The sequence below is a fragment of the Bacillus sp. JJ1566 genome (assembly GCF_036962685.1).
GTDB lineage: Bacteria > Bacillota > Bacilli > Bacillales > Bacillaceae_L > Ferdinandcohnia.
This window is the reverse complement of the sequence record NZ_JBALOP010000072.1, coordinates 18,202-33,231: the sequence shown is the minus strand read 5'-3', so window position 1 is coordinate 33,231 and position 15,030 is coordinate 18,202. Positions and strand designations below refer to the sequence as shown.

Here is a 15,030-nt window from a genome sequence, read left to right as displayed (position 1 = left end):
TCCTCGAGACTGCTTCTCAAAGACATTCCGCTTTGCATTTTAATCAGGTTTGTCCACGAGACCTCTTCACAGAGACATTTGGCACATCAAATCAACGCGGTTTGTCTTTGATACACCCTTCCCCCAAAAAAACAAGCCATAATGCCCTAACGCATTATGACTTGTTCTTTTTTTACCATTGTTCCCTCTTCACTTTTTGATTCGTTACGTATAACATGCCCGGAATGATGACTAGTGAAACAGCCAACAAAACGATTGTCATAGAGTTTTTACTCATATCATTTAACCCAATGGCAAAAACGACACCATATATGCTCGATGCTAGGATGTTTCCAATAAATCTTGAGGTCATCAACAAACCCGAAGCAATTCCGGTTTGGGCCACACTAATAAATGAGTATAACAGGTTTTGCAGACTGATATTCATCAGCCCATTACTAATCCCAAACACCGCCAATACGATGACAATCCACAGCAACGAGGAGTTTTTCGTCGTGATATAAAGGAATGCAACTCCAATAATGCCAATCCCTGCGCCAACAAGTAATGGAATCCGGTACCCCACTCTTTCCGCCCATCTTGTCGCAAGTGGTGTTGTGATCATTGCAAATACGGATAATGCCAACATCATCAATCCTGTATATTTTGAACCTAACTCGACAACCTCCTGTAAATAGATTGGCGTAAACAAAAGAATCGCGAAAAATATCAGAGTTGATAAGATATACTGCACGTATATAACAGATATCGTAGGATTCTTTTGCAAAAAGACAACATTGATCAACGGGTCTGCCTTCTTTTTTTCGTATGAATAAAAAAGAATAGACAAACCAATCGAAAGAATCAATGACCAAACATCAAAACCGCCTTCCAATGATAGCAAAAAGACCATCCAACTTGTGATAAAAGCACTGAATAAGATCATTCCGACGACATCCCATTTAAACAAAGCGGTTCCCTTAGTTGGCTCATCTTTCGGGATATAGAACCATGTTAAAAGTGCTGACAGAAAGATAACTGGAAGATTGACATAAAAAATAACCGGCCAACCCCCGTATTGAATCAGTAAACCACTTATCGTTGGTCCAAACGCAGCGGAAGTAGTTGCAAATACCGCCAATGTACCAATCACTCGATTTTGATTTTGTTTAATATATAACCGAACCATGCCTATCCCTGCTGGGTATAGTGCTGAAGTACCAAGCGCTTGAATCAATCTCATGCTTAGAAGCATCATCATGCTTTTAGACATTGGCGCAAGCACAGATGAAATCAAAACTAACAACAGTCCGATGAGAAAAATCCGCTTCCTGCCATAATAATCACTAAGTCTTCCGATGATTGGTAAAAAAATAGCACTTACAATGAAGTAAGAGGCAATTAACCATGAAATATCAGTTGATGAAAGCTCGAAATCCTGTTGAATCGATGATAAAGCTACCGTGATCATCGTTGTATTGAGTGGATTTAAAATGGCCCCCAATGCAATCGCGGTGATTAATAATGTTGGATTTTTGATAGTAACAGACATTGTGTATTCCCCTTTTTATCCGATTTACATAGTGTATCACACAAACGTTTTCTCCGGAGGAAAAATACATTTGGATGGATAATCTCACCTAAGTCGTAAAAGATACATAGAAACAGAAAAATTGGGGGATTGCTATGTTTAGTATTAAAACGAAAATCACAACGCTGTTTTGGATTGCAATTCTTGGGGTCATTCTAACAACAATCTATACAATTGTGATTATGATCCAAGGTAGTCGAACCATGAAGATGATCCGTTTTATTTATAATCAAATAAAACATAGTGAACAAGAAAATCGCGGGGAATGACCCTCGCGATTTTTGTTTATTCCTCAATTTTAAAAGCGAGCCCCTTTTCATCGAGAGCTTTGCGGAGCTCTTTAATTGCGGTTGGACCTACACCGTGCAAGGCCAACACTTCTTTTTCGGTAAGCTTGGTGAACTGCTCTAGTGTGACGTACCCCTCTCCATGCATTGCTCGCAAAGCTGGTTTGCTTAATTTTAATTCATCTATATCTGCCATATGGCTTCCTCCTTTTTCACTCCGGTTATTTAATATTTCAATAAAAAAAGCATTTCTCCTTTAAAAAAGAAATGCTTTTAAAATTTGATTTCAATTATATAAACATACTCATATTCATCGTAGTTATAACTGCTTGATCAGGATAAACTGTACGTGCAGCGATTTTCCACTCATTATTCACCATGCGAACAATATCATTTCGCTCCCCAAACATTTCCTCCATATCATGTGTGGAACCCCTGCTCCTTTTGAATAAGAAATAGCTTCTTACTTTGAATTCATCCGGATTTTCTGTACTCTCAATCATAATATTAGAAACAAAATGGCGCTGGCGAGTAGCTGGGTTTTCCACCCATGCTGATTTTGTATATAAGCGATTTACTCTAGTCTCTAAAGACTTTTTTGTTTCTTCAAAAAATGACGAATCGCTAGCGATATTATTAACGCCAAGTCCTCCCTCAACAGTCTCCCGCATAGGCATCCGGTATATAAGATCGTCTGTTAACAAGTTTAACCATTCTTTTAATTTACGGTTATCTAATAAGTAGGCTTCTAAATTTAGCAGATTGGTCATTTCCATTTGCAATTCAGGAGTGATTTTATTTTTCAATTCGGAGTTCATTTAATCTCCTCCTTAACAAATAAATCTTTCGAAATATACTTTAACCACTGTTCATGCATCTTTTTTGCTATGGCATCAATGTAGGTTGTCGGGTATGCGATACCAGGACCAATGAAAGTCTGATCGGGTTCTACAATTCCTCGGCCCATTAAATAGTTATTGACATTATTATAATTTAATTCTTTATCCCTCATCATTAGACCATTGCTTACTTCGACTATACGTGCCCAGTTCTCGGTATCATCCTGCTCCAATGTCCCAGATGGACCGAATGACCCTAAATACCCTCGATATGCATCTTCCTTATATTCTTCAGGTGCAGCTTTATCAATCATAAACCAGCACCATACTTCGACTTTATCTGGCCCAAGAGGGCGCCACATACGGAAATTCAAGTAATTATGTAAATGCCCCTCCGTTCCATGGATAGGACTGACAAAGGAAAGATTCGGATAAACCCCACCAACAAATACAGTTACTTTTGACTGAATATCATATTGCTCGGGTGTTAAATGTTCCTTAAATAATGGCCACATCGATTCAGGTGTACCTTGAAATGGAACCCTTGCCTTCCCCGTCTTGGAAGTGATGACATTGATTCCATGTCCATTTTCCAACACGACCTGATGTCCATATCCGGCATAAAGTGGATCTGATGGACTGATTCCCATTTCAACAGTAGAGCGATGAGTAGTTTGTACATGATACGGATCTGCAGCAAAGTTTTCTGCCGTTGCTTTCCAGTTTGCTTTTGCAACCCAGCGCTGTGGTAGACCTCTTACCTCCATACCGCCACTTCTACCAAGTAACATATCCAGGTACCATTTCATATCTCCTAAATAGTCCTCCAAGTTTTCAGCATTCACATTTAGATTGCCAAAAATCATCCCCTGGTAGCTTTCCACCCTTGGAACCTGGCGAAGATTCCACTCGGCCTTACACATTTCTTCACCATATACTTTATTTCCAGCCACTATCCCAATTAATTCACCATCGGTATTATAGCTCCAGCCATGGTACGGACATGAAAACGTTTTCTTATTGCCGCGGTCTGCTGTACAAAGCATAGTTCCCCGGTGGGTACACGAATTGAGAAAAGCGTTAATTTCACCATTTCTATTTTTTATTACAAGAATCGGATCATGTGCCATCCACCTTGTCACATAGCTTCCGGGTTCCTTTAATTCAGATTCATGGGCTAGAAATTGCCATGTATTTCCGTAGATCTTTTCAATCTCCAATTGATAAATTTCAGGATCAGTAAGAACCCACTGAGGAAATAAACCCTGCTCCATTTTTTCTTTTAATTTTAGAAAGGCTTTTTCATCTAATGATTTTCTAATCAACTTCTACTCCTCCCTTATATTTTTCTTTTATAAGTGAAAATAAAAATACTACACCAATAATTGACCGACGTAGTTCTTCTTTAAGGGTGTAGTATTTTTCTATGAATATTTTATTTTCTATTCCATTGGAAGACCAACATAATTTTCTGCTAGACTTGTCATTGCCGCTTTTGAAGAAGTCAGATATTCTAATTCTGCAAGCTGAATTCCATGTTCAAAGTCGCTGTGTTCAAAGTTACGATGCAGCATGGTCGTCATCCAATATGAGAATCGTTGCGCTTTCCAAACCCTTCGAAGACAAATTTCTGTATAATGGTCAAGCGTTTCTTCGTTCCTATTTTTGTAAAATTCACTAATCCCTCGAGCTAAAACTTGTATATCGGCAACTGCAAGATTTAATCCTTTCGCGCCAGTTGGTGGGACAATATGGGCGGAGTCTCCAGCTAGGAATAGTCGTCCATGTCTCATTGTTTCACATACAAAGCTTCGCATCGAAACAATATTTTTTTGAATAATTGGGCCATCTTTTAAGCTCCAACCATCCATATCTACTCTTGCATGAAGCTCTGTCCAAATTCGGTCATCAGACCAGTTTTTAATATCATCTTTTGGGTCTACTTGGATATAATAGCGTTGTATGTCAGGAGATCTCGTACTAATTAACGCAAAGCCTCGTTCATGATTGGAGTAGATTAATTCTGGATTTGCTGGTGGTGCTTCCGTTAAAATCCCAAGCCAGCCAAATGGATAAACCTTCTCCTTTTCTACCTTTACATTGTCGGGTATGGCTTTTCGGCTTGGGCCGTGAAAGCCGTCACACCCTGCAATAAAATCACATTCAATTTCCTCAAGCTCTCCCCCAGCCTCACTTCGAAACTGGATTTTCGGTGTGGTTGTTTCTAGTTGATGTAGGCTCACATCACTGACATTAAAATAAATTTGCCCCCCAGCTTCTAAGCGTGCAGCTACTAAATCTTTAACAACTTCGTGCTGCGCATACACCATAATCTGCTTTCCACCGGTAAGCTCTTTAAGATCAACTCGATGCCTATTCCCTTTAAATTGTAATTCAATTCCCTCGTGGACATGCCCTTCCTTCATCATGCGCTCTCCGACACCAGTTGCATTCAAGAGGTCAATGGTACCTTGCTCCAACACACCTGCTCGAATCCTACCTTCTATTTTTTCACGGGAACGTGACTCTAGGATAATCGATTCGATTCCTTGTAAATGCAGTAAATGGGATAGCATTAATCCTGCTGGACCTGCCCCTATAATCCCCACTTTCGTTTTCATGTGCTCCCCCCTTTATGTTGGGTCCTATTGATTACTTTACATATTCACTTTCTTCTAAATGAGTAACATCTGGGATTTGTCTTAGTCCAAATGTAATAACGGCATTCCAGCTGCCAGATGATTGGCCATCTGCTAGATAAGCAGGTTCGGCATTTTCATCAAGGATACTTAAGAGCATGGCTAGGTGACGTCCTCCAGATTCTACTCTTGCAAACCGTGCATATTCAGGAAGCATGGCATAAGCCGCCTTGTAGTCTTTGTTCATGACAAATTCGATGAATTGCTTATCCATCGCGTGTTCTGTAACGGTTGGTATATTGTGTCTGCCCCTTACTAAATTATGAGATAGGGCTCCGCTTGAAATAAAAACAATTCTTTTTTCACTTTCTCGTAAAACTTTTCCAATCACTTGCCCCCATTTATACGTTTCTTCTAAAGATGCTGCTAATGTGACTGATAAATTGATGACAGGAATATCTTCGTCTGGAACTAAGTAACGTAATGGAACCACACTACCATAATCCCAAACATAATAAGGATCATTTACCCCTTGAACCTCAAGACTTGCCTCTTCAGCTGCTTTTACCAATTCCAGCGCCAAATCTTCATCACCGGGATAATGGTATGGAACATCCTTAATCAAATCGGGCGCTTCAATCGCAGTTAAAATCCCTTTATGAACTGGCGTGCTATCTACATAATGAAAGAAAGTTGAAGGCCAGTGACAAGAAACTAGTACAATGGCATCTGGTTTAATCTCCTTTAGTTTCTTCCCGATTTCTTTCATGGCTGAGGCCATATCCTTTTGGAACTCAGGTACTTGATCCTCATGACACATACTTGGAACATGTGGTGCTAGCATGCTAAATTCAATTGTCATCCTAATTCCCTCCTAAAATAAATTTATCCAAAACTATCAAGCTATCAGCAAGCGTTTTCATTTTTATGCGAATATGGGGAAGCAAGCTATCAATCTTGCATCCCCTTTAAAAAATTCTATTTGCCCATCGGCACTCCGGCTTTTCCCCAATGCGTTTTTGGAATTTCAGTTACAATCACTCGAATCGTTTCCTTATCTGCACCCAATGTTTCCGAAACCGTATTTGTTACATTGTGAATTAATTCAGCTACTTTCTCCTTCGGTCTTCCTTCCAACATTTGCACGCTAATGATTGGCATAAAAGTCTTCCTCTCTTAATCGGTCACGGTGAAGCTAACTTCACCAAAACCATCAAATTTACCACTTACAACATCACCATGCTGCAGTTTCACAGCACTTGTAATCCCGCCTGATAAAATGATGTCACCTTTGTGAATCTTTCCACCTTTGGCTGCGAGCATATTAGCAAGCATTGCGATTGAATTTGCCGGGTGACCAAGGACGGCAGCACCTGCACCGAGTTCTTTTATTTCACCATTAATGGACAGGGTGGCACCTACGAGATCAAGCTCAAATTGTTCTGGTTTCTTTAGCGCTGTTCCAAACACAACTCGTGACGTAGACGCATTATCGGCAATGACGTCTGGTAAGGTAAACTGGAAGTTTTCATAACGGCTATCAATTATTTCAAGTGCCGGTAGAACATATTCTGTTTTGGCTAAAACCTGTGCACCTGTTATTCCAGGACCTTCGATATCCTCACCAATAACAAATGCAATTTCAGCTTCAACCTTCGGATGAATTTGGTCGCTTAAGCGAGCCTTCCCTCCATTTTCAACCAGCATATAATCAAACACATATCCGTAAATCGGATCTTTAATTCCCATTTGCTTCATTTTTGCTGGGCTTGTTAACCCCATTTTTGGGCCAATAATTCGTTTTCCTTCATTTAACTTAAGGTTAACAATTTCTTCTTGAACAAGATAAGCTTCTTCTACCGTTAAGTCCGGCTTTAAATTAACCGTAACCTTCGGAACCGCGCGTCTTTCAACTTCTGCGGAAACGAGGTATTGGGCAATTTCTTTATATTGACTCATTCGATTTCCTCCTTAAACAAGGGACCCTTGCTTTTTTGCTGCCAATTCTGCTGCTACATCCATAATCATATCTTCTTGACCACCGACAACATGTCGCTTTCCAAGTTCAATCAAAATCTCGCGTGAGTCAATATTGAACTTTTTCGCAGCACGCTGTGCAAAAAGTAGGAAACTTGAATAGACGCCGGCATAGCCAAGAACAAGACTGTCTCTTGTAATCTCCTGTGGCTTCTCTAGAATTGGAGCAACCAATTCTTCCGCAATATCCATCATTTTAAAAATATCGACTCCCGTTTTAATCCCCATTTTATCAAGGACGGACACAAGTACTTCCGTTTGTGTATTACCAGCGCCAGCACCTAGGCAGCGAATACTACCATCAATTCTAGTAGCCCCTTCCTGAATGGCTGCAAGTGTATTAGCCATTGCTAAGGAAAGATTATTGTGGGCATGGAAACCAACATTAACCGTTAAGGTATCTTTGAGAGCACGAATTCTTTCTGATACTTGATGTGGTAAGAGTGCTCCAGCAGAATCAACGACATAGACAGTATCGGCGCCATAGCTTTCCATTAATTTGGCTTGCTCAACTAATTTTGCAGTCGGTGCCATATGGGACATCATTAAAAACCCAACTGTTTCAAGTCCAAGGTCCTTTGCTAAAGCAATATGCTGTGGTGCCACATCAGCCTCAGTTACGTGGGTTGCAATTCGTGCCATTTTCGCACCCAACTGCGCCGCCTGCCTTAACTCAGGCATCGTTCCAATTCCAGGTAATAAAAGAACTGCAATTTTCGCATTGTTTACAACAGATGCAGCCGCTTCAATTAACTCTAATTCGTTTGTTAATGACTGTCCGTATTGTAAGGACGAGCCCCCCAGTCCATCTCCATGTGATACTTCTATATAAGGAACATTTGCTTCATCTAAAGCTTTAGCAACACTTGTTACTTGATCAACTGTAAATTGATGCCTAATCGCATGACTGCCGTCCCGTAATGCTACTTCGGTAATTATTACATCTCTATCTTGGGTCATCTATGTTTCTCTCCTTTCCTTTTATGGAAGTCAAAAAATCGGCTTAAAATGACACATCGAATTTCCGCGTTGGCTTGCTTCTCCGTTCCTCACGTATTAACTGCATACGCTCCGGTACTCAAAGCTGCGCCGCCTTGAAATTTCGACGCACAGGACGTGCTAGTGTCGACAATGCCACAGGAAGTGGCGTTTTTGTCGACGCGGTCCTTTTCACCCTCCTTTTTGAACACATATTTTAAACAGTTACCTTCGAAATTTTATGCTGTGCCCATTCTTCAGCAACTTTTACCGCGGCTGCAGTCATAATATCTAAATTTCCGGAATACTTCGGTAAGTAATCGCCAGCCCCCTCTACTTCAATAAAGACGGTGATACGATTGTCATCGAATATTGGATCTTGTCTCAATCGATATCCTGGCACATATGCTTGAACCTGCTTTTCCATTTCCTTGATGGAAGCTGTAATTTCTTCCTGATTGACCATTTCACCCTCAACAATGACATGAATCGTGTCACGCATTATAATTGGAGGCTCAGCTGGATTTAGTATAATAATCGCTTTACCTCTTCTTGCCCCGCCAATCTTTTCAATTCCGCGGGCAGTTGTTTGCGTAAATTCATCAATATTGGCTCTCGTTCCAGGGCCTGCACTTTTACTAGAAATCGTTGCAACAATTTCTGCATATTCAACCTGCTGTACCCGATTGATTGCATGAACCATCGGAATGGTCGCTTGGCCTCCACAGGTAATCAGGTTGATATTTTCAGCTTCTACATGCTCTCCAAGATTAACAGGAGGTACGACGAAAGGACCAACTGCTGCTGGTGTTAAATCTAGTACTTGCTTTCCGGCATCTTTTAATAGTTTTGCATGACGAATATGAGCTTTTGCACTGGTTGCATCAAACACAATATCCGCTAATTCTGGTCTTTCTAAAAAGCCTTTTATTCCGGTATCAATCGTCTCGTAACCAAGATCCCGAGCTTTTCTTAATCCGTCTGACTCCGGTTCAATTCCAATCACTGTCGTTAATTCAAGTAGGTTGGATCTGCGAAGTTTTAGCATAAGGTCTGTGCCAATGTTTCCTGAACCAAGAATGGCCACTTTTATTTTTGACATATGTACTCACCTCTCCCTTTTTTATCAAATGCGCCTTGGCGTATTTGCCGCCTGATTTTTAGGCCCGCATGAGGCGGGTCATAAAGACGTTGCCACAGGATGTGGCGATTTTAGTCTTTAATCTTACTGCTCGAAAATTTTCCTTTGAAAAATCGTGGCATCCGCCGGAGGCTTTACCTTTATTCAGCGGGAATTTTTTACCCCCCACTGAATAAAGTTAGAAACGAACGCTTACCTGCCCGATATGGGCAAATCTTGCAGTAAATGAATCTCCTTCTTGTGCTTCTATTGCTGCCGATAATGCACCAGATAAAATAACTTCTCCTGCACGTAGCGGTATATCAAATTCAGAAAGCTTATTCGCTAACCATGCCACACAGTTTGCCGGATTTCCCAATGCTGCTGCGCCGACACCAGTGTTGGCCAACTCGCCATTCTTTGAAAGAGTCATGCCGATTAACTCAAGGTCAACATCTTCTACCTTAGTTGGCTTCCCACCTAGCACATAAAAACCAGATGATGCATTATCCGCAACTGTGTCGACGAGCTTAATCTTCCAATCTTTTACTCTACTATCTACGATTTCTAATGCAGGAACGATATATTCCGTTGCTTGAAGAACATCAAGTGCTGTCACATTAGGTCCACGTAAATCCTTCTTTAAAATAAACGCAATTTCCGCTTCTACCTTAGGCTGAAGTACTTTTTCAATTGAAATCTTACCACCATTTTCAACCACCATCTGATCCAATAAGTGGCCATAATCCGGTTCATCTACCCCTAAAAGATTTTGCATCGCTAAAGACGTTAAACCAATTTTTTTCCCAACAATCTTCTGTCCTTCAGCTACCTTTTTTTTAATATTTTCAAGCTGAATATAATAAGCGTCTTTGACTGTTAGCTCTGAATCTACTGATGTTAGCGGCTGAGTTCCAACACAAGTAGATTCTGCTTCAGCCAATTTTAATGCAAATTGTTCAATTTTATTTGTCAACGGTCTTACTCCCTTCCTTATAGTTTAATTGTGATATTGGACAGTTCTGAGTAAAAATCAAGACTGTGCATTCCGCCAGTTCTACCAATACCACTTTGTTTCATGCCACCAAATGGTGTACGAAGGTCGCGCAAGAACCATGTATTTACCCAAATAATTCCCGCTTCGATTTGGTGAGCAACACGGTGGGCACGTCTTAGGTCATTCGTCCAAATGGTTGCACTTAAGCCATAATGAGTATCATTCGCCTGCATGATAACTTCTTCTTCCATATCGAATGGTGTAACCGTAACAACAGGTCCGAAAATTTCTTCACGAACACAGCGAGAATTTCGGTCTAACCCAGTGATAATAGTTGGCTCTAAATAATAGCCTTTATCTAAGCCTTCAGGACGTTTTCCGCCAGTTACAAAAGTTGCACCATCATTTCGGGCAATCTCAAGATAGCTATTTACACGATCATAATGTTCTTTGCTGATTAAAGCTCCGACATTGGTATCTTCGTTTTCCGGTTTTCCTACCTTTAACGTCTTCACTTTCTCAGCAAACTTGTTTACGAATTCTTCATAGACTGGACGTTCTACATAAATTCTTGATCCGCAAAGACAAACTTCACCTTGGTTGATAAAGCTAGATTTAATTGTCGTTTCAATTACCTCATCAAGATCGGAATCCGCAAAAATAATATTCGGATTTTTACCTCCAAGCTCGAAGGATAATTTTTTCAATGAGGTTGATGCTGCTCTCATAATCGCCGAGCCTGTTCCCGGTTCGCCGATAAAGGAAATTGCGTCAACATCTGGATGCTCAGAGATTGCACTTCCTGCAGAATTAGCACCAAATCCATGAACTAAATTGACAACCCCGTCCGGAACTCCGGCTTCTTTACAAATTTCCATCAAGACAGTTGCAGTCATCGGTGTCCATTCAGCTGGTTTAATGACCGCAGTATTCCCCATTGCAAGACAAGGCGCTAATTTCCAAGTAAGAAGCAATAACGGTAGGTTCCATGGCTTGATAATCCCTACCACTCCGACCGGACGACGATGTGTATAATGCAATGCTTTGTCGTCTTGCAGATTTGCATCGGTATTAACTGAAATCATGTAATCAGCAAAGAAGTGGAAGTTATATGCCGCACGTGGAATATCAATGCTATTTGCTAACCAGAATGGCTTTCCAGTATCTAAAGATTCAAGGTGTGCAAGCTCTTCTTGTCTTTCAAGGATTAAATCCCCAATTCGGCGAAGAATTTTCGAACGCTCTTCAACAGTAGTGTTTTTCCACTTTCCGTTTAATGCTCTTTTTGCTGCCGCTACAGCAAAATTAACCTCTTCTTTCCCACCTTCTGCAACAGTTCCCAAAACCTCTTCTGTAGCAGGGTTGATATTATTAAATGCTTTTTCATTTTGTGATCCAACAAATTGTCCGTTAATAAAATGCAAACAATTTATTGCTTTAACCTTTGTTTCGACTTTCATGCTCCAATTCCTCCTTCTAGATTACGAAATTTTTTGATAATTTATAATCGTATCGTAACCCCTTTCAATTCCATAAACAACACTGCTGTTTCTCTATGTGGAACAACTCTGAAATTAATTTCATTTTTCGTAAAATTATTTGTCTAACAAATCTAAATATTTTTAACTCTGTCTTTTCAAACATATATTTCTTTGCTATATTACGAACTATGGACAACGTTTACCATAAAGGAACAATTCCCAAAGGATATAAGGAGGACCATACAATGTACGATTTCCATACACATTTTATCCCACCCGATGTCATCACATGGCTTAGAGATCATCAAAAAATAGTAAATGCTAAATGGGTTCGAAAAGAAGCAAACAAAGATGAATTTTTAATTGTGAATGAAAAATGGGGCTTTGAGCTCAAACAAGCTTTCATTGACAGTCAGCTCTATTTAAAAGAACAAGAGATTGCCGGTGTCTCTCATTCTGTTGTTTCACCGATTCCACAGCTATTCTTATATGATTTTCCTGATGATATTTCATCAGAAATTTCTAGCGTATACAATCGTTCTTTAGCCGAATGGACAAAAACAGCACCAAGAGAAATCTCAGCACTTGGAACCGTCCCTCTTACGAACCCAGACAAAGCAGCACAAATTTTACAAGAAGGAATGAATCTTGGACTTAAAGGAGTAATCATCGGCCCTGGGTTACCTGGTCAAATGTTATCTGATGAATTTTTCACTCCATTTTTTGAAGAAGCAAACAAGCTAAATGCTATCGTTTTTATCCATCCACTATTAGCAGAAGACCCACGTCTACAAAGAAGAATGATGCCGAACTTGATTGGAGTTCCATGGGAGACGACAGTTTGTGCAACAGATTTCCTGTTAAGCGGACTAATTGATCGATATCCGAATGTAAAAGTTTTATTTGCCCATGGGGGTGGGTTCCTTCCTTATCAAATTGGAAGGATAGATAAAGGATATGAGCAGTGGAAGCTTGTATCCTCGAACCTACAAGCACCACCATCTGAGTACTTAAAACGTTTCTGGTATGACACAGTCTTGTGGAACCAAGAAAGTCTCGAATTCCTATGTAAGGCAGTCGGAGAAGACAGAATTGTTCCTGGCTCTGATTATCCATTCGACCTTTCTGTATGGCCACCTGAGGAAAAGTATCGAAAGGGTGCGGTTTCATTACTTGGGTAAATCATAGGTCAACAAAAAACAGTCCCTTTCTTAAAAGGACTGTTTTTTGTTAAGAGGATTTTTTTACTTTATGTATTTCATTGGAATCGGAAACATATTCAACAGAAAAATAATCCAGATTATTGATAATCCCCACGCGATTAGTGGTTGTTTTTGATGAAGTCTAAGCATTGGAAACATAACGAGATTAAAGAGAAATGACCATCCCAACGTCCAGCCATGATGGTGTTCAATTAAGTGAAGATATTTCAAATTTATGAATTCCACACTTGTGAACAGAAACACCCAAACACCAATCCAAAGTAACTTTTTCCATTTTTCTTCGGGGAAACGACCGAGATAGATTAAGGCTGAGGCTGGATAGCAAACAAAGGTAATTAATAAAGTAATAAATGTATGATTAATTAGGATATTTTTTGCAAACATTGTTTCTTGATACGTCCAAACCCAATAATCATGGTATAAAACATTTTTTAAAAGATCCCCCACAATAAAAAATAATATCGTTGCGTAATATTCTCTCCACCTTCTCCAATCGCCCCATTTCACAGCGGCCAAAAGGAATAAGGCATTATAGACTAGGTGCATCGAATACACTCCTGAATATGTAGTACTTTTATAATACCCATTTTTTTACAATAAAATAAGACGAATCTTAAATGCGATTCGCCTTTTTTATGAAATGTATCCAAAATCTATTTTAACAATGGGATATCCTTTAACCGTTGGACGGCCTTTTTAAGCGTTTCTTCATTTTGAACTAGACCAATTCGAACATATCCTTCACCACTTGGGCCAAAGGCATTGCCTGGAGTGACAACAATCCCCGCTTCATCAATTAAACGATAAGTAAATTCAGTTGAAGTAAACCCAGAGGGAACCTTCGCCCAAACAAACATGGATGCTTTTGGGGAATCCACTTGCCAACCTACTTCAGCAAGCCCGTTCACTAATTGATCACGACGTTTCTTATACACTTCTCTTAGTTCTTCACTGAAGCTTGAGGTATCACGTAATGCAGCAATCGCTGCTTTTTGAATTGGCAAAAACACTCCGTAATCTAAATTTGATTTGAGTCGATTCACTGCAGCAATGATGTCAGGATTTCCAACAATATAACCAATCCGACAGCCCGCCATATTAAAGCTTTTTGAAAGTGAGTTGAATTCAACCCCTACTTCCTTAGCACCTTCTACTGATAAAAAACTAAGCGGCTTTTCCTCAAAATACAACTCCGAATAAGCAAAGTCATGGAGGACAATGATCTGATATTTTTTCGAAAACTGGATGACTTTTCTGAAAAAGCTTGCCGTTGCAAGTGCCGGGACTGGGTTACCAGGAAAGTTTAGAATCATTATTTTAGCCTTTTCACGAACATCCTCAGGAATTGCATCCAAATCCGGTAAAAATTGATTCTCCTCTTTTAGCGGCATGCCATAAGGTGTTGCTCCTGAAAGAGCAATCCCTGCTGCATAAGCCGTGTAGCCAGGGTCTGGAACAAGAATATAATCTCCTGGGTTGGCAAACACCATCGGAAAGTGAACAAGTCCGTCCTGAGAACCCATGACCATTAAGACCTCGTTTTCCTTTGTTACGGAAACATCAAATCGTCTTGAATAATATTCTGAAATTGCTTGGTGTAACTCGTCAATTCCAGTTAACGAGTATCCGTATAATGATGGGTCTTGAACATGAGTAGCCAATGCCTCAATGACATGAGGTGGTGGCGGCAAATCCGGACTGCCCACGCTTAAGTCTATGATATCATGCCCCTCAAGGAGCTTTTTCTTTTTATAGTTTGCTAGCTCATTAAAAATCGATTCCCCAAATTCGTTCATTTTCTGTGATAGTTTGGTTTCCAATGCAGACACCTCAATTAATAGAATTACTTCTATTATAAC

General features: G+C 40.0%; 16 protein-coding genes. 2 read left to right on the top strand and 14 right to left on the bottom strand.

All coding sequences use genetic code 11. The annotated features are described in order from the left end of the window. Window positions 1-172 precede the first annotated feature (172 nt). The gene (locus tag V7112_RS22510; protein ID WP_335423978.1) at window positions 173-1,531 is read right to left on the bottom strand and encodes an MFS transporter; all 1,359 of its coding nucleotides are present in this window, start codon (window positions 1,529-1,531) and stop codon (window positions 173-175) included. A 134-nt stretch (window positions 1,532-1,665) separates the two neighbouring features. On the opposite strand from V7112_RS22510, the gene V7112_RS22505 reads away from it, so the two are divergent. Next, complete coding sequence (locus V7112_RS22505) at window positions 1,666-1,839, top strand: hypothetical protein (RefSeq protein ID WP_335423976.1); 174 nt, start codon at window positions 1,666-1,668, stop codon at window positions 1,837-1,839. 16 nt (window positions 1,840-1,855) lie between these two features. On the opposite strand, the gene V7112_RS22500 is transcribed toward V7112_RS22505, so the two are convergent. From V7112_RS22500 to V7112_RS22450, 11 genes are all read right to left on the bottom strand, one after another. Further along, on the bottom strand, window positions 1,856-2,053 hold the full coding sequence (locus V7112_RS22500) for a DNA-directed RNA polymerase subunit alpha C-terminal domain-containing protein (protein WP_335423974.1): 198 nt from the start codon (window positions 2,051-2,053) through the stop codon (window positions 1,856-1,858). A gap of 94 nt (window positions 2,054-2,147) precedes the next feature. Beyond that, entirely contained in the window at window positions 2,148-2,675 is a 528-nt protein-coding gene (locus tag V7112_RS22495; RefSeq protein WP_335423972.1) for a 3-phenylpropionate/cinnamic acid dioxygenase subunit beta, read from the bottom strand. After that, window positions 2,672-3,970, bottom strand: coding sequence for an aromatic ring-hydroxylating oxygenase subunit alpha (locus V7112_RS22490; protein ID WP_438823940.1), 1,299 nt, complete (start codon window positions 3,968-3,970; stop codon window positions 2,672-2,674). The genes V7112_RS22495 and V7112_RS22490 overlap by 4 nt, the downstream gene beginning before the upstream one ends. A gap of 168 nt (window positions 3,971-4,138) precedes the next feature. Further along, window positions 4,139-5,317, bottom strand: coding sequence for a 4-hydroxybenzoate 3-monooxygenase (gene pobA, locus V7112_RS22485; RefSeq protein WP_335423967.1), 1,179 nt, complete (start codon window positions 5,315-5,317; stop codon window positions 4,139-4,141). 31 nt (window positions 5,318-5,348) lie between these two features. Beyond that, on the bottom strand, window positions 5,349-6,197 hold the full coding sequence (locus tag V7112_RS22480) for an extradiol ring-cleavage dioxygenase (protein WP_335423965.1): 849 nt from the start codon (window positions 6,195-6,197) through the stop codon (window positions 5,349-5,351). Window positions 6,198-6,313: 116 nt separating this feature from the next. Continuing rightward, window positions 6,314-6,496, bottom strand: coding sequence for a 4-oxalocrotonate tautomerase (locus V7112_RS22475; protein ID WP_335423963.1), 183 nt, complete (start codon window positions 6,494-6,496; stop codon window positions 6,314-6,316). A 15-nt stretch (window positions 6,497-6,511) separates the two neighbouring features. Beyond that, window positions 6,512-7,294 (bottom strand): 2-keto-4-pentenoate hydratase, encoded by a 783-nt coding sequence (locus tag V7112_RS22470; RefSeq protein WP_335423961.1) that lies wholly within the window; start codon window positions 7,292-7,294, stop codon window positions 6,512-6,514. Between the two features lie 12 nt (window positions 7,295-7,306). After that, window positions 7,307-8,332, bottom strand: a complete 1,026-nt coding sequence (dmpG, locus tag V7112_RS22465) for a 4-hydroxy-2-oxovalerate aldolase (RefSeq protein WP_335423959.1) — start codon at window positions 8,330-8,332, stop codon at window positions 7,307-7,309. Window positions 8,333-8,567: 235 nt separating this feature from the next. After that, entirely contained in the window at window positions 8,568-9,452 is an 885-nt protein-coding gene (locus V7112_RS22460) for an acetaldehyde dehydrogenase (acetylating) (RefSeq protein ID WP_335423957.1), read from the bottom strand. A gap of 217 nt (window positions 9,453-9,669) precedes the next feature. Further along, the gene (locus V7112_RS22455) at window positions 9,670-10,446 is read right to left on the bottom strand and encodes a 2-keto-4-pentenoate hydratase (protein ID WP_335423955.1); all 777 of its coding nucleotides are present in this window, start codon (window positions 10,444-10,446) and stop codon (window positions 9,670-9,672) included. 17 nt (window positions 10,447-10,463) lie between these two features. Continuing rightward, window positions 10,464-11,927 (bottom strand): aldehyde dehydrogenase, encoded by a 1,464-nt coding sequence (locus V7112_RS22450; RefSeq protein ID WP_335423953.1) that lies wholly within the window; start codon window positions 11,925-11,927, stop codon window positions 10,464-10,466. 266 nt (window positions 11,928-12,193) lie between these two features. On the opposite strand from V7112_RS22450, the gene V7112_RS22445 reads away from it, so the two are divergent. Next, window positions 12,194-13,129 (top strand): amidohydrolase family protein, encoded by a 936-nt coding sequence (locus tag V7112_RS22445; protein WP_335423952.1) that lies wholly within the window; start codon window positions 12,194-12,196, stop codon window positions 13,127-13,129. 63 nt (window positions 13,130-13,192) lie between these two features. Here the strand turns inward: V7112_RS22445 and V7112_RS22440 are convergent, their stop codons facing one another. Together V7112_RS22440 and V7112_RS22435 are read right to left on the bottom strand one after the other, a co-directional pair. Next, a complete protein-coding gene (locus V7112_RS22440) occupies window positions 13,193-13,717 on the bottom strand; it encodes a CBO0543 family protein (RefSeq protein ID WP_335423950.1) in 525 nt (174 codons plus the stop codon). Window positions 13,718-13,824: 107 nt separating this feature from the next. Then, window positions 13,825-14,991, bottom strand: a complete 1,167-nt coding sequence (locus tag V7112_RS22435; RefSeq protein ID WP_335423948.1) for an LL-diaminopimelate aminotransferase — start codon at window positions 14,989-14,991, stop codon at window positions 13,825-13,827. Window positions 14,992-15,030 lie beyond the last annotated feature (39 nt).

Excerpts from the sequence above, each read along its gene's own strand:
- V7112_RS22510 (WP_335423978.1), bottom strand. The coding sequence starts at position 1,531 with ATGTCTGTTACTATCAAAAATCCAACATTATTAATCACCGCGATTGCA.
- V7112_RS22445 (WP_335423952.1), top strand. The coding sequence starts at position 12,194 with ATGTACGATTTCCATACACATTTTATCCCACCCGATGTCATCACATGG.
- V7112_RS22505 (WP_335423976.1), top strand. The coding sequence starts at position 1,666 with ATGTTTAGTATTAAAACGAAAATCACAACGCTGTTTTGGATTGCAATT.
- pobA (WP_335423967.1), bottom strand. The coding sequence starts at position 5,317 with ATGAAAACGAAAGTGGGGATTATAGGGGCAGGTCCAGCAGGATTAATG.
- V7112_RS22450 (WP_335423953.1), bottom strand. The coding sequence starts at position 11,927 with ATGAAAGTCGAAACAAAGGTTAAAGCAATAAATTGTTTGCATTTTATT.
- dmpG (WP_335423959.1), bottom strand. The coding sequence starts at position 8,332 with ATGACCCAAGATAGAGATGTAATAATTACCGAAGTAGCATTACGGGAC.
- V7112_RS22495 (WP_335423972.1), bottom strand. The coding sequence starts at position 2,675 with ATGAACTCCGAATTGAAAAATAAAATCACTCCTGAATTGCAAATGGAA.
- V7112_RS22460 (WP_335423957.1), bottom strand. The coding sequence starts at position 9,452 with ATGTCAAAAATAAAAGTGGCCATTCTTGGTTCAGGAAACATTGGCACA.
- V7112_RS22480 (WP_335423965.1), bottom strand. The coding sequence starts at position 6,197 with ATGACAATTGAATTTAGCATGCTAGCACCACATGTTCCAAGTATGTGT.
- V7112_RS22470 (WP_335423961.1), bottom strand. The coding sequence starts at position 7,294 with ATGAGTCAATATAAAGAAATTGCCCAATACCTCGTTTCCGCAGAAGTT.
- V7112_RS22440 (WP_335423950.1), bottom strand. The coding sequence starts at position 13,717 with ATGCACCTAGTCTATAATGCCTTATTCCTTTTGGCCGCTGTGAAATGG.
- V7112_RS22500 (WP_335423974.1), bottom strand. The coding sequence starts at position 2,053 with ATGGCAGATATAGATGAATTAAAATTAAGCAAACCAGCTTTGCGAGCA.
- V7112_RS22475 (WP_335423963.1), bottom strand. The coding sequence starts at position 6,496 with ATGCCAATCATTAGCGTGCAAATGTTGGAAGGAAGACCGAAGGAGAAA.
- V7112_RS22490 (WP_438823940.1), bottom strand. The coding sequence starts at position 3,970 with ATGGAGCAGGGTTTATTTCCTCAGTGGGTTCTTACTGATCCTGAAATT.